The sequence below is a fragment of the Pseudomonas fluorescens genome (genome assembly GCF_018614775.1).
Lineage (GTDB): Bacteria > Pseudomonadota > Gammaproteobacteria > Pseudomonadales > Pseudomonadaceae > Aquipseudomonas > Aquipseudomonas fluorescens_BY.
The window spans coordinates 147,113-161,555 of record NZ_JAGGOF010000025.1 but is presented as its reverse complement, the minus strand read 5'-3'; the positions used below and the strand labels follow the sequence as shown (position 1 = coordinate 161,555).

Genomic DNA, 14,443 nt, shown 5'->3' with positions numbered 1-14,443 from the left:
TTGTCTGTAGTGGCCCGGGCGCCACCGAGAGCCACACCTACGCCTTCGTCGGCGGCGTCATATGTGTAAAAGAGACAGACGCAGCCCTTGTGGGAGCGGGCTTGCTCGCGAAGGCGGTGTGTCAGGCAACATAAATGCTGAATGTGCTGGCCTCTTCGCGAGCAAGCCCGCTCCCACAAGGGGGGCCTGGGGCGCGTCTGGAGCTTGGGTTCACCACAGCGCCCACATGCCTGGTATCAGTTCAGGACATCCGCGGGCACCCGCACGAACCCTTCCATCAACACCCGCGCGCTGCGGCTCATGATAGCTTTTTTGACGGTCCATTCACCGTTGACCTGACTGGCTTCGGCGCCAACGCGCAAGGTGCCGGACGGGTGGCCGAAACGCACGGCGTTGCGTTCAGTACCGCCGGCCGCGAGGTTCACCAAGGTGCCGGAAATGGCCGCGGCCGTGCCGATGGCGACCGCCGCCGTGCCCATCATTGCGTGGTGCAGTTTGCCCATGGACAGCGCCCGAACCAGTAAGTCGACGTCGCTCGCCGCCACGGCTTTACCGCTCGATGAAACGTAGTCTGCCGGCGCTGCAACAAACGCCACTTTCGGCGTGTGCTGACGCTGGGCGGCTTCGTCCAGGTGTTTGATCAAGCCCATGCGCAAGGCGCCGTGGGCGCGAATGGTCTCGAACATCGCCAGCGCCTTGGGATCGCCGTTGATGGCGCCCTGCAATTCGGTGCCGGTGTAACCCACGTCCCGGGCGTTGATGAAAATCGTCGGGATCCCGGCATTGATCAGCGTCGCTTTCAACGTGCCGACACCCGGCACGTCGAGGTCGTCCACCAGGTTGCCGGTGGGGAACATCGCGCCGCCACCGCCCTCTTCTTCCGCTGCCGGGTCCATGAATTCGAGCTGCACTTCAGCCGCCGGAAAGGTCACGCCGTCGAGTTCGAAATCACCGGTTTCCTGCACCGCGCCGTCGGTGATCGGCACGTGGGCAATGATGGTCTTGCCGATGTTGGCCTGCCAGATCCGCACCACCGCCACGCCGTTCCGGGGGATTCGCGCGGCGTCGACCAAGCCACTGCTGATAGCGAATGAACCCACCGCCGCCGACAGGTTGCCGCAGTTGCCGCTCCAGTCCACGAACGGCTTGTCGATGGACACCTGACCGAACAGGTAGTCAACGTCATGGTCGGCCCGGGTGCTCTTGGACAGGATCACGGTCTTGCTGGTGCTGGACGTCGCACCGCCCATGCCGTCGATCTGCTTCTCGTAGGGATCGGGGCTGCCGATCACCCGCAGCAGCAAGGCATCGCGCGCCGCGCCGGGGACGCGCGCCGCTTCCGGCAGGTCCTGCAGGCTGAAGAACACGCCTTTGCTGGTACCGCCCCGCAGGTAGGTGGCGGGGATTCTGATCTGTGGTGCGTGAACCATGGTGCGCCTACTCCTGATCGTAAAGACCGCTGGACAGGGGACTTGAAATCCCCCGCCCACAGTCGATTTAAACGGCGACCGCCGACTCGAGGAAGTCCTGGGCGAAGCGTTGCAACACGCCACCGGCTTCGTAGATCGATACTTCTTCGGCGGTGTCGAGGCGGCAGGTCACCGGCACCTCGATGCGCTCGCCGTTCTTGCGGGTGATGACCAGGGTCAGTGTCGCCCGCGGCGTGCGTTCGCCGATCACGTCATAGATTTCGCTGCCGTCGAGGCCGAGGGTCTTGCGGTCGGTGCCGGGCTTGAACTCCAGCGGCAACACGCCCATGCCCACCAGGTTGGTGCGGTGGATACGCTCGAACCCTTCGGCGGCAATCGCCTCGACACCGGCCAGGCGCACGCCCTTGGCCGCCCAGTCCCGGGACGAACCCTGGCCGTAGTCGGCGCCGGCGATGATGATCAGCGGCTGCTTGCGCTGCAGGTAGGTTTCGATGGCTTCCCACATGCGCATGACCTGGCCTTCGGGCTCGACCCGGGCCAGGGAACCCTGCTTGACCTTGCCGTTTTCCCGGACCATTTCGTTGAACAGTTTCGGGTTGGCAAAGGTCGCGCGCTGGGCGGTCAAATGGTCGCCCCGATGGGTCGCGTAGGAGTTGAAGTCTTCCTCCGGCAGGCCCATTTTCGCCAGGTATTCACCGGCGGCGCTGTCGAGCATGATCGCGTTGGACGGCGACAGGTGGTCGGTGGTGATGTTGTCCGGCAGTACCGCCAGCGGACGCATGCCCTTGAGCGGCCGTGCACCGGCCAACGCACCTTCCCAATACGGCGGACGACGGATGTAGGTGCTTTGCGGACGCCAGTCATACAGTGGCGTGACTGTCGGCCCGGTGTCTTCCTGGATGGCGAACATCGGGATGTACACCTGGCGGAACTGCTCCGGCTTCACCGAAGCCTTGACCACCGCGTCGACCTCTTCATCACTCGGCCAGATGTCCTTGAGACGGATTTCCCGACCGTCTACCACACCCAATACATCCTTCTCGATGTCGAAGCGGATGGTCCCGGCAATGGCGTAGGCCACCACCAGCGGCGGCGAAGCGAGGAACGCCTGCCTGGCGTACGGGTGGATGCGTCCGTCGAAGTTGCGGTTACCCGACAACACGGCGGTGGCATACAGGTCGCGGTCGATGATTTCCTGCTGGATCACCGGGTCGAGCGCGCCGGACATACCGTTGCAGGTGGTGCAGGCGAAAGCCACCACGCCGAAGCCCAACTGCTCCAGTTCCTTGGTCAGGCCGGCTTCGTCCAGGTACAGCGCCACGGTTTTCGAACCCGGTGCCAGGGACGACTTGACCCAAGGCTTGCGGACCAGGCCGAGGCGGTTGGCGTTGCGCGCCAGGAGGCCAGCGGCGATTACGTTGCGCGGGTTGCTGGTGTTGGTGCAACTGGTGATCGCGGCGATGATCACCGCACCGTCGGGCATTTGTCCCGGTACATCGGCCCATTGTCCGGCAATGCCATGGGCCGCCAGGTCCGAGGTCGCCACACGGGCGTGGGGGTTGCTCGGCCCCGCCATGTTACGCACCACCGAGGACAGGTCGAAGCTCAGGCCGCGCTCGTATTGCGCACCTTTGAGGCTGTCGGCCCACAGGCCTGCCTGCTTGGCGTACGTCTCGACCAGTTGCACCTGCTCGTCTTCGCGGCCGGTGAGTTTCAGGTAATCGATGGTCTGCTGGTCGATGTAGAACATCGCCGCCGTGGCCCCGTATTCCGGGGCCATGTTGGAAATGGTCGCGCGGTCGCCCAAGGTCAGGGCCTGGGCACCTTCGCCGAAAAACTCCAGCCAGGCGCCGACGACTTTCTGCTTGCGCAGGAACTCGGTCAGCGCCAGCACCATGTCGGTGGCGGTGATGCCCGGTTGCAGCTTGCCGGTCAGCTCGACGCCGACGATTTCCGGCAGGCGCATCCACGACGCGCGACCGAGCATGACGCTTTCGGCTTCCAGGCCACCGACGCCGATGGCGATCACCCCCAGGGCATCGACGTGAGGCGTATGGCTGTCGGTGCCTACACAGGTGTCGGGAAACGCCACGCCGTCACGCTGCTGGATCACCGGAGACATTTTCTCCAGGTTGATCTGGTGCATGATCCCGTTGCCCGGCGGAATCACGTCGACGTTTTTGAAGGCCTTCTTGGTCCAGTTGATGAAGTGGAAACGGTCCTCGTTGCGTCGATCTTCGATGGCGCGGTTCTTGGCGAACGCCTGGGGATCGAAACCGCCGCTTTCCACGGCCAGGGAGTGGTCGACGATCAGTTGGGTCGGCACCACCGGATTAACCTGCGCCGGGTCGCCGCCCTGCTGGGCGATGGCATCGCGCAGGCCGGCCAGGTCCACCAGGGCGGTCTGGCCGAGGATGTCATGGCACACAACACGCGCCGGGAACCACGGGAAGTCCAGGTCGCGCTTGCGTTCGATCAGTTGCAGCAGGGACCCACCGAGCGTCGCCGGGTCGCAACGCCGCACCAGGTTTTCCGCCAGCACGCGGGAGGTGTACGGCAGGCCATCGTAGGCGCCGGGGCGGATGGCCTCGACAGCCGCGCGAACGTCGAAATAATCCAGCGAAGTGCCGGGCAGCGTTTTGCGAAATTCTGTGTTCATCGTCAGGACTCGGGTCACGGTGGTTTCAGAAGGGGCTGCGCAGCTATTGAAGGTCACCAGGTCCCCCTGTGGGAGCGAGCCTGCTCGCGATAGCGGTGTGTCAGTCGACATAAGTGTTGAATGTCAGTCCGCTATCGCGAGCAGGCTCGCTCCCACAGGGGTTGCGGGTTACTCCATTACCTGCAGTCAAGCCCCTCCACCTCAGCGTTGTTCGATGGGCACGAACTTGCGCTGTTCGACGCCGGTGTATTCGGCGCTTGGGCGGATGATGCGGTTATTGGCGCGTTGTTCGAACACGTGGGCGGCCCAGCCGGTCAGGCGCGAGCAGACGAAGATCGGCGTGAACAGCTTGGTCGGGATGCCCATGAAGTGATACGCCGAAGCATGGTAGAAGTCGGCATTGGGGAACAGCTTCTTCTGCTCCCACATGGTCTTGTCGATGGCTTCGGAGACCGGGAACAGCACCGTGTCGCCCACTTCAGCGGCGAGTTTCCTCGACCAGCCCTTGATCACCTCGTTGCGCGGGTCGTTGTCCTTATAGATCGCGTGGCCGAAGCCCATGATCTTGTCCTTGCGCTCGAGCATGCCCAGGGTGCCCTTGATCGCCGCCTCCGGCGAGTCGAAGCGTTCGATCATTTCCATGGCCGCTTCGTTGGCGCCGCCGTGCAACGGGCCGCGCAGCGAACCGATGGCAGCGGTGATGCAGGAGAACAGGTCCGACAAGGTCGAGGCACACACCCGGGCGGTGAACGTCGAGGCGTTGAATTCGTGCTCGGCGTAGAGGATCAGCGACACGTTCATCACCTTGACGTGCAACTCGCTCGGCTTCTGGCCGTGCAGCAGGTGCAGGAAGTGGCCGCCGATGGACGGCTCGTCGGTGACGCATTCGATGCGCTGGCCCTGGTGGCTGAAGCGGTACCAGTAGCACATGATCGCCGGGAACGCCGCCAGCAGGCGGTCGGTCTTGTCGTGCTGCTCAGAGAAATCCTGCTCCGGTTCCAGATTGCCCAGGAACGAGCAGCCGGTGCGCATCACATCCATCGGATGGGCGTCGGCGGGAATGCGCTCCAGCACTTCTTTCAAGGCTTGCGGCAGCTCACGCAGCTTGCCCAGCTTGGCGATGTAGGCGTTCAGTTGTGCTTGGCTCGGCAACTCGCCGTACAACAGCAGGTACGCCACTTCTTCGAACTGTGCGTCAGCCGCCAGGTCGCGGACGTCGTAGCCGCGATAGGTCAGGCCCGCGCCGGACTGGCCAACGGTGGACAACGCGGTTTGCCCGGCCACCTGGCCACGGAGCCCGGCGCCACTGAGTACTTTTGCTTCGGCCATTTGCTGTCTCCAATCTTGAATTTTTTAGGGAGGTTCGCGACTTACTTCTTTGCGACGAACAACGCATCGAGCTTCTGCTCGAAGGTGTGGTAATCGATGCGATCGTAAAGCTCCATGCGGGTCTGCATGGTGTCGATGACATTCTGTTGCGTGCCGTCGCGGCGGATGGCGGTGTAGACGTTCTCGGCGGCCTTGTTCATGGCGCGGAAAGCCGACAGCGGGTACAGCACCAGGGACACGTCGGCGCCAGCCAGTTGTTCGGTGGTGTACAGCGGGGTCGCGCCGAACTCGGTGATGTTGGCCAGGATCGGCGCCTTCGCACGGCTGGCGAACAGCTTGTACATCTCAAGTTCAGTAATCGCTTCAGGGAAGATCATGTCGGCACCGGCCTCGATGCACGCGGCGGCGCGGTCCAGGGCAGACTCCAACCCTTCCACGGCCAACGCATCGGTACGGGCCATGATCACGAAACTGTCATCGGTACGGGCGTCGACCGCCGCCTTGATACGGTCGACCATTTCCTGCTGCGAGACAATTTCCTTGTTCGGCCGATGGCCGCAGCGCTTGGCGCCCACCTGATCTTCGATATGCACAGCCGCCGCGCCAAACTTGATCATCGACTTGACGGTGCGGGCCACGTTGAAGGCCGAGGAACCAAAACCGGTGTCCACGTCCACCAGCAGCGGCAGGTCGCACACGTCGGTGATGCGGCGCACATCGGTCAATACGTCATCCAGGCCGGTGATGCCCAGGTCCGGCACGCCGAGGGAACCGGCCGCCACACCGCCGCCCGACAGGTAGATCGCCTTGAAGCCGGCGCGCTTGGCCAACAGCGCGTGGTTGGCGTTGATCGTGCCCACCACTTGCAGCGGATGCTCATTGGCGACCGCGTCGCGGAATCGCTGGCCTGGCGTGCTCTTGCTGGAACTCATGACTCACCTCGTTGAGTGGCGGCGCTGTCCTGGAAATGACGCGCGATGTTGCGTTTGGAGGCGCCGATGTGCCGGCGCATCAGTAGCTCAGCCAGTTCGCCGTCACGGTCGGCAATGGCATCGAGAATCCGGTGGTGCTCGGCGAACGCCTGGCGCGGACGGTTGGGCGTGGTGGAAAACTGGATGCGGTACATGCGCACCAGTTGATACAGCTCGCCACAAAGCATTTGCGTCAGGGTGCGGTTGCCGCTGCCCTGGATGATCCGGTAATGAAAGTCGAAATCGCCCTCCTGCTGGTAATAGCCGACACCGGCCTGGAAGGCCGCGTCACGCTCGTGGGTCTCGAGGACCCGGCGCAGCTCGTCGATTTCTTCCAGGGTCATGCGCTCGGCTGCCAGCCGGCAGGCCATGCCCTCCAGGGATTCGCGGATTTCGTAGAGTTCCAGCAGTTCGGCATGGCTCAGGGAGACCACCCGGGCGCCAACATGGGGCACGCGCACCAGCAGGCGCTGGCCTTCCAGTCGATGGATCGCCTCGCGCAGCGGCCCGCGGCTGATGCCGTAGGTACGTGCCAGCTCGGGCTCGGAGATTTTGCTGCCGGGGGCGATATCGCCCTTGACGATGGCGGCCTGGATACGCCGGAAGACGTTCTCGGACAGGGTCTCCGAGTCGTCCTGGGCCATCAGCGGGGTTTCGAGCTGATCGAGCATATTGTCGACACCTTGAAAATCAATATGGCAAAAACTAACCAATGGCGTGGTAAACGTCAAAGTAAAAATCAATATTGTCGACAATCATCTAATAGGCGCCCTCAGCATAACCGTCCGAATGGATCAGTCGTAGCCTCCGGCCAGCGGTGGCGTCAGAAAACCACCGTGCTAGAATGCGCCGCTGTTTGCTGCTCTCTTCTTCAGAGGGATGGCGACTGAAGGAGCTTGTGCAGTAATGCCAGGGCCTGAACCGATAAACGGAACGCTGTGCACCAGGATCTATGACACTCAAGCCCTTATCTGCTGCTCTCTATTTCATGTGCCTGCCGGGGCTTGCCGTGGCGGGCGAAAAAACCGTGTATGGGCTCAATGAATACGCCGCCCTGCAGGGCATCGACCTGGAAGTGGCCGCCAAGCTCGATACCGGCGCCAAGACCGCCTCCCTCAGTGCCCGCGACATCAAGCGCTTCAAGCGCAACGGCGAGTCCTGGGTGCGTTTCTACCTGGCCATCGACGCGGCCCACTCGCACCCCATCGAACGTCCGCTGGCCCGAGTCAGCAAAATCAAGCGCCGCGCCGGTGACTACGACCCGGAAGAAGGCAAGAAATACACGGCTCGGCCGGTCATCGAACTGGACATCTGCATGGGCTCGGCCCTGCGCAGCATCGAAGTGAACCTGACCGACCGCAGCGCTTTCCAATACCCGCTGCTGATCGGTTCCGAGGCGCTCAAGCGCTTCGACGCACTGGTCGACCCCAGTCTTAAATACGCTGCCGGCAAACCCGCCTGCGCCAATGCCGCTCAAACCGCAGAGTAATTCCAATGCGCTCCCTGACCCTCCATTTGAAAATGCTGATCGCCATCCTGGTGGTGCTGGGCCTGTCGGTGACGGCCTATCAGATTTTCGTGCTCGGCATCCCGGTGACCGAAGACGCCACCGACGACTTGTGGAACATCGACGCCAAGGTCGAGTTCGTGCCCAATGCCAAGGATCCGGTCAAGATCCAGATGTTCGTGCCGCCGCTGAGCCGCGACTACGTGAGCCTCAACGAGAGCTTCATTTCCAACAACTACGGTGTGGCGGTGAACCGGGTCGACGGTAACCGCAAGGTGACGTGGTCGGCCCGTCGCGCCAAGGGCAACCAGACGCTGTATTACCGCCTGGTGCTGACCAAGCGCTACAGCGCCGAGAAAACCAAGGTCAAGGGCCCGACCTTCCGCGACAGCATCGCCGTCGAGGGCCCGGAAAAACTCGCCGCCGAAGCCCTGCTCGCACCGATCCGCCAGCACTCGGCCGACGTCGAGACGTTCATCAGCGAAGCCATCAAGCGGGTCAACAACCTTAACGACGACAACGTCAAGCTGCTGCTGGCAGGCGACCCGTCAGCGAGCAACAAGGCACGAATCGTCGAACTGGTGCTGTCCATCGCCCACGTGCCGGTGGAAAAGGTCCACACCATCCGCCTGGTGGCCGACCAGCCGCAGACGCCGGAACTGTGGCTGCGTAGCTTCAATGGCAACGACTGGCTGTACTTCAGCCCGGATACCGGCGAGCAGGGGCTGCCCACCGACCGCCTGTTGTGGTGGACCGGCGATGAAAACCTGATCACGGTCGATGGCGGCAAGAAAGCCACCGTCACCTTCAGCATGAACAACAGCGAAATGAACGCCATTCGCCTGGCCAAGCTGACGGACGAAAACACCGACGCCAACTTCCTCGAATACTCGCTCTACGGCCTGCCGCTGCAAACCCAGCAGACCTTCATGATCATGGTGATGATCCCGATCGGCGTGCTGGTGATCCTGGTGCTGCGCAACCTGATCGGCCTGCAGACCTTGGGCACGTTCACCCCGGTGCTGATCGCCCTGGCTTTCCGCGAGACCCAGCTGGGGTTCGGGATCGTGCTGTTCACGGTGATCACGGCGCTCGGCCTGTCGCTGCGTTCCTACCTGGAACACCTCAAGCTGCAGATGTTGCCAAGGCTGTCGGTGGTGTTGACGTTCGTGGTGGTGCTGATTGCCGCCATCAGCCTGTTCAGCCATAAGCTGGGCCTGGAGCGCGGGCTGTCGGTGGCGCTGTTCCCGATGGTGATCCTGACCATGACCATCGAACGCCTGTCCATTACCTGGGAAGAGCGCGGCGGCGGCCACGCCATGAAGGTCGCCATCGGCACGCTGTTCGCGGCCTCCCTGGCACATCTGATCATGAGCGTGCCGGAGCTGGTGTACTTCGTGTTCACCTTCCCGGCCGTCCTGCTGATCCTGGTGGGCTTCATGCTGGCCATGGGTCGTTATCGCGGCTACCGCCTGACCGAGCTGGTCCGGTTCAAGGCCTTCCTCAAGGCTGACTCGTAATGTTCGGCTTCTGGAAGACCTGGAAGGCCCTGGAAGCCCGGGGGATCATGGGCATCAACCGGCGCAACGCCGACTATGTGCTCAAGTACAACAAGCGCAGCCTGTACCCTATTGTCGATGACAAGATCATCACCAAAGAGCGGGCCATCGAGGCCGGCATCCATGTGCCAGAACTGTACGGAGTGATCTCCACCGAGAAAGAGATCGACAAGCTCGACTCGATCATCGGCGGACGCACCGATTTCGTGATCAAACCGGCCCAGGGCGCCGGTGGCGACGGCATCATCGTGATTGCCGACCGCTTCGAAGGCCGCTACCGCACGGTATCCGGCAAGATCATCAGCCATGAGGAAATCGAGCACCACATCTCCAGCATCCTCACGGGTCTGTATTCCCTGGGCGGGCACCGCGATCGGGCGCTGATCGAATACCGTGTGGTGCCGGACCAGATTTTCAAGAGCATCAGCTACGAAGGTGTGCCGGACATCCGCATCATCGTGTTGATGGGTTATCCGGTGATGGCCATGCTGCGATTGCCGACTCGCCAGTCCGGCGGCAAGGCCAACCTGCACCAGGGTGCGATTGGCGTCGGCGTCGACCTCGCCACCGGCCTGACCCTGCGCGGCACCTGGCTGAACAACATCATCACCAAGCACCCCGACACCACCAACGCGGTGGACGGCGTGCAACTGCCCTACTGGGACGGCTTCATGAAACTGGCCGCCGGTTGCCATGAACTGTGTGGGCTGGGCTACATTGGCGTCGACATGGTGCTGGACCAGGAGAAAGGCCCGTTGATCCTGGAGCTTAACGCCCGGCCGGGGCTGAACATCCAGATCGCCAACGACTGCGGCCTGACCCTGCGCACCCACGCCGTGGAAGCGCGCCTGGAAGCACTCAAGGCCCGGGGTGTTGTTGAAACCGTGGAAGAGCGCGTGGCGTTTGCCCAGGAGTTGTTTGGGCATGTTCCGCCGGTAGAAGGCTGACCCCAATCAGTCATACCCGACTGTGGGAGCAAGGCTTGCNNGCAAGCCTTGCTCCCACAATCCCCTCGCCAGACACGTACTCATCTCCGACATCCCTCTAGGTGCAAATCCTACAGAGGGATTACAATCGCCGTCCCGCCTGAATGGCCGACTCACCCCGCCCATGCCAACCTGTTCCGTACACCCATTACCTTACCGCGCCAACCCCGCCGAGTATTTCGCGGCCATCCGCCATGCCCCGGGCAGCGTGTTGCTCGACAGCGGCCGACCCAGTGCCGAACGCGGGCGTTATGACCTGCTCAGCGCCTGGCCGCTGGAGCAACTGGCGGTAATGCCGGACGAGAGCGGGGGGGACTTCCTACATCGCTTGCGTGCTCAACTGACGCAACTGGGGCACGCTGTCCTGCCGTCCGCGGTGCAATTGCCCTTCGCCGGCGGGCTGATCGGCTACCTGAGCTACGACTTCGGCCGACACCTCGAAACCCTGCCGTCCCACGCCAAAGACGACCTGCAACTGCCCGATGCGCGTTTCGGCGTGTACGACTGGGCACTGATCAGCGATCATCAGGCCGGCACCAGCCAATTGGTGTTCCACCCCCATTGCGGCGAAGGTGAACGTCAACGCCTGATCGCATTGTTCCGCCAACCGGCCCCGGTGCCGGTGAGCGATTTCAGTCTGGCGGGGCCCATGACACCGGACCTCAGCGCCGACGTCTATCGACAAGCGCTCGAACAGATCCACCGCTATATCCAGGCCGGGGACTGCTATCAAGTCAACTTTGCCCAGCGCTTCCGAGCGCCTTGCCGGGGCGATGCCTGGGCGGCCTACCAGGCGCTGCGGGCGGCGTGCCCGACTCCGTTTTCCGGTTTCCAGAGCTTGCCGGACGGCGGCGCTGTGCTGAGCCTGTCGCCCGAACGCTTCGTCAAGGTCAGCGAGGGGCATGTCGAAACCCGACCGATCAAAGGCACCCGCCCCCGAGGCACGACGCCCGGCGAAGACGCCGCACACGCCGCCGAGCTGTTGGCGAGCCCCAAGGATCGCGCGGAAAACCTGATGATCGTCGACCTGTTGCGCAACGACTTGGGCCGTACCTGCCGCATCGGCTCAGTGCAGGTGCCGGAGTTGTTCAGCCTGGAAAGCTACCCGAACGTGCACCATCTGGTCAGCAGCGTGACCGGAGATCTGGCCGCCGACAAGGACGCCCTGGACCTGATCGCCGGCAGTTTCCCCGGTGGCTCGATCACCGGGGCCCCGAAGATCCGCGCCATGCAGATCATCGACGAACTCGAACCGACCCGCCGCGGCCTGTACTGCGGCTCGTTGCTGTACTTGGACGTGCGTGGGGAAATGGACAGTTCCATCGCCATCCGCAGCCTGCTGGTCAAGGATGGGCAGGTATGTTGCTGGGGCGGCGGCGGGATTGTCGCGGATTCGGATTGGCAGGCGGAGTATCAGGAGTCGATTACCAAGGTCAGGGTGCTGCTCGAAACCCTGCAAAATCTCTAGCCACCACTGATCGTTCCCACGCTCTGCGTGGGAATGCCGCCCTGGACGCTCGGCGTCCGCTTGTGACGCAGAGCGTCACCGGATGCATTCCCACGCGGAGCGTGGGAACGATCAACAGACCGCTATCGCGAGCAGGCTCGCTCCCACAGGGGTTTGGGGTTACAGGCTCAGGTTGCGGTTCGAGGCCTTGAGGAATTCCTGCTTCAACTCGGCGAAAGTATGCACCGCCGGGAACTGCGGGAACTCGCGGATCACATTGTCCGGCGCATGGAACAAAATCCCTGCGTCGGCTTCGCCGAGCATCGTGGTGTCGTTGTAGGAATCCCCTGCTGCGATCACGCGGTAGTACAGGCTCTTGAAAGCCAGGACCGACTGGCGCTTCGGATCTTTCTGACGCAACTGGTAGCCGGTCACTCGCCCGCTGTCGTCGGTTATCAGCCGATGACAAAGCAAGGTCGGGAAACCCAGCTGGCGCATCAGGGGCTGGGAAAATTCGTAGAACGTGTCGGACAGGATCACCACCTGGAAACGCTCGCGCAGCCAGTCGACGAACTCGCTCGCGCCGTCCAGCGGCTTGAGGGTGGCAATCACTTCCTGAATGTCGGACAGCTTGAGGCCATGCTCGTCGAGGATGTGCAGCCGTTGTTTCATCAGCACGTCGTAGTCGGGAATGTCCCGAGTGGTTGCCCTGAGGGATTCAATCCCGGTTTTTTCGGCGAAGGCGATCCAGATCTCCGGGACCAGCACACCTTCCAGGTCGAGACAGGCAATTTCCACAAGACACTCCCATTTTCTAGTGTTTATCGGTTGAGGGAACAAAAGGCCTGCCGACTCTAGCCATTCACCGATGCCGGTGCAACGCACAGGAGCGCGCCAGCCCCGGCCGCTTTTGTTACCATCGGCCCCCTATAGAGCGCTCAGCGCCACTGACCTGTAGGAAACCGCCCTGATGAGCCCATCGTTTGACGTCGTTGAACTCGCCACGACCTATGCCAACAAGTCCCCACAGGACATCCTCAAGCTGGCCTTCGCCGAATTCGGCGACGAGCTGTGGATATCCTTCAGTGGCGCCGAAGACGTGGTGCTGGTGGACATGGCCTGGAAACTGAACAAGAACGTCAAGGTGTTCAGCCTCGACACCGGCCGCCTGCACCCGGAAACCTATCGCTTCATCGACCAGGTGCGCGAGCATTACAAGATCGATATCGAATTGATCTCGCCAGACCATACGAAACTTGAACCCTTCGTAAAGGAAAAAGGCCTGTTCAGCTTCTACAAGGACGGCCATGGCGAGTGCTGTGGCATCCGCAAGATCGAGCCGCTGCGCCGCAAACTCACCGACGTGCGTGCCTGGGCCACCGGCCAGCGCCGTGACCAGAGCCCTGGCACTCGCAGCCAGGTGGCTGTGCTGGAAATCGACACCGCGTTTTCCACCCCTGAGCGCACCCTGTACAAATTCAACCCGCTGTCACAAATGACCAGCGAGGAAGTCTGGGGTTACATCCGCATGCTGGAACTGCCTTACAACAGCCTGCACGAACGCGGCTTCATCAGCATTGGTTGCGAACCTTGCACGCGTCCGGTACTGCCGAACCAGCACGAGCGCGAAGGTCGCTGGTGGTGGGAAGAAGCGACGCAGAAGGAATGCGGGCTGCACGCTGGCAATATCATCAGCAAGTCCAAGGACTGATACGGCGCAAGCCGACGCCCTTCGTTCCTGCACACAGAAATGTCACCAGTGCCATTTTTGTGTGCGCTTACTTCAGCAATGCCCTGGAAAAAACGGAATACCATGCGAATTCTTGTGGTCAACGTCAATACCACCGAGTCCATCACCCAGGCCATCGCCCAACAGGCCCAAGCCGTGGCGGCGCCGGGCACCGAGATCGTCGGGCTCACCCCCTACTTCGGCGCCGACTCCATCGAAGGCAATTTTGAAAGCTACCTGGCTGCAATCGCCGTGATGGACCGGGTGATGGCCTACGATCAGCCGTTCGACGCGGTGATCCAGGCCGGCTACGGCGAGCATGGCCGCGAAGGCTTGCAGGAACTGCTCAACGTACCGGTGGTGGATATCACCGATGCCGGCGCCAGCACCGCGATGTTCCTCGGCCATGCCTATTCGGTGGTCACTACCCTGGACCGCACCGTGCCGCTGATCGAGGACCGCCTCAAGCTCTCCGGCCTGTTCGACCGCTGCGCCTCGGTGCGGGCCAGCGGCTTGGCCGTGCTGGAACTGGAACAGGACCCGCAGCGGGCGGTGGAAGCCATCGTGCAGCAGGCCGAACTGGCGGTCAGCCAGGACAAGGCCGAGGTTATCTGCCTGGGCTGCGGGGGCATGGCCGGGCTTGATGAACAGATCCGCCAGCGTACCGGGGTGCCGGTGGTCGATGGGGTGACGGCGGCGGTAACCATTGCCGAAGCCCTGGTGCGGCTGGGGTTGTCGACATCGAAAGTGCGCACTTATGCGACGCCTCGGCCCAAGACCATTATTGGCTGGCCGGGGCGGTTTGGGCGCTGAGTTCGTCGCGGGA

General features: G+C 62.6%; 12 protein-coding genes. 6 read left to right on the top strand and 6 right to left on the bottom strand.

The genetic code is table 11. The annotated features are described in order from the left end of the window. Positions 1–236: 236 nt before the first annotated feature. The 5 genes from prpF to J7E36_RS07615 all read right to left on the bottom strand — a co-directional run bounded on the left by prpF (position 237) and on the right by J7E36_RS07615 (position 7,060). Positions 237–1,430 (bottom strand): 2-methylaconitate cis-trans isomerase PrpF, encoded by a 1,194-nt coding sequence (gene prpF / locus J7E36_RS07635; RefSeq protein ID WP_215001469.1) that lies wholly within the window; start codon positions 1,428–1,430, stop codon positions 237–239. 67 nt (positions 1,431–1,497) lie between these two features. Further along, a complete protein-coding gene (gene acnD, locus J7E36_RS07630) occupies positions 1,498–4,089 on the bottom strand; it encodes a Fe/S-dependent 2-methylisocitrate dehydratase AcnD (protein WP_215001467.1) in 2,592 nt (863 codons plus the stop codon). Positions 4,090–4,290: 201 nt separating this feature from the next. After that, the gene (prpC, locus tag J7E36_RS07625) at positions 4,291–5,418 is read right to left on the bottom strand and encodes a bifunctional 2-methylcitrate synthase/citrate synthase (RefSeq protein ID WP_215001465.1); all 1,128 of its coding nucleotides are present in this window, start codon (positions 5,416–5,418) and stop codon (positions 4,291–4,293) included. A 41-nt stretch (positions 5,419–5,459) separates the two neighbouring features. Further along, complete coding sequence (gene prpB / locus J7E36_RS07620) at positions 5,460–6,350, bottom strand: methylisocitrate lyase (protein WP_215001463.1); 891 nt, start codon at positions 6,348–6,350, stop codon at positions 5,460–5,462. Further along, on the bottom strand, positions 6,347–7,060 hold the full coding sequence (locus J7E36_RS07615; RefSeq protein ID WP_215001461.1) for a GntR family transcriptional regulator: 714 nt from the start codon (positions 7,058–7,060) through the stop codon (positions 6,347–6,349). Before J7E36_RS07615 ends, prpB begins: the two co-directional genes overlap by 4 nt. 281 nt (positions 7,061–7,341) lie before the next feature. Between J7E36_RS07615 and J7E36_RS07610 the strand changes: the two genes are divergently transcribed. The 4 genes from J7E36_RS07610 to pabB all read left to right on the top strand — a co-directional run bounded on the left by J7E36_RS07610 (position 7,342) and on the right by pabB (position 11,909). After that, positions 7,342–7,878, top strand: coding sequence for an ATP-dependent zinc protease family protein (locus J7E36_RS07610; RefSeq protein ID WP_215001459.1), 537 nt, complete (start codon positions 7,342–7,344; stop codon positions 7,876–7,878). 5 nt (positions 7,879–7,883) lie between these two features. Next, positions 7,884–9,416 carry an inactive transglutaminase family protein gene (locus J7E36_RS07605; RefSeq protein ID WP_215001457.1) on the top strand — a complete coding sequence of 511 codons (1,533 nt, stop codon included), beginning with the start codon at positions 7,884–7,886 and terminating at the stop codon, positions 9,414–9,416. Further along, positions 9,416–10,402: an alpha-L-glutamate ligase-like protein gene (locus J7E36_RS07600; protein ID WP_215001454.1), complete on the top strand. Its 987-nt coding sequence runs from the start codon at positions 9,416–9,418 to the stop codon at positions 10,400–10,402. The genes J7E36_RS07605 and J7E36_RS07600 overlap by 1 nt, the downstream gene beginning before the upstream one ends. Before the next feature lie 163 nt (positions 10,403–10,565). Beyond that, positions 10,566–11,909, top strand: coding sequence for an aminodeoxychorismate synthase component I (gene pabB, locus J7E36_RS07595; protein ID WP_215001452.1), 1,344 nt, complete (start codon positions 10,566–10,568; stop codon positions 11,907–11,909). A gap of 159 nt (positions 11,910–12,068) precedes the next feature. Here the strand turns inward: pabB and thrH are convergent, their stop codons facing one another. Further along, positions 12,069–12,686 carry a bifunctional phosphoserine phosphatase/homoserine phosphotransferase ThrH gene (gene thrH, locus J7E36_RS07590; RefSeq protein ID WP_215001450.1) on the bottom strand — a complete coding sequence of 206 codons (618 nt, stop codon included), beginning with the start codon at positions 12,684–12,686 and terminating at the stop codon, positions 12,069–12,071. A 172-nt stretch (positions 12,687–12,858) separates the two neighbouring features. Here thrH and J7E36_RS07585 point away from each other — a divergent pair, with 172 nt between their 5' ends. Beyond that, the gene (locus tag J7E36_RS07585; protein WP_215001448.1) at positions 12,859–13,599 is read left to right on the top strand and encodes a phosphoadenylyl-sulfate reductase; all 741 of its coding nucleotides are present in this window, start codon (positions 12,859–12,861) and stop codon (positions 13,597–13,599) included. Positions 13,600–13,701: 102 nt separating this feature from the next. Then, positions 13,702–14,430, top strand: a complete 729-nt coding sequence (locus J7E36_RS07580) for an aspartate/glutamate racemase family protein (protein WP_215001446.1) — start codon at positions 13,702–13,704, stop codon at positions 14,428–14,430. The last annotated feature ends 13 nt before the right edge of the window (positions 14,431–14,443 follow it).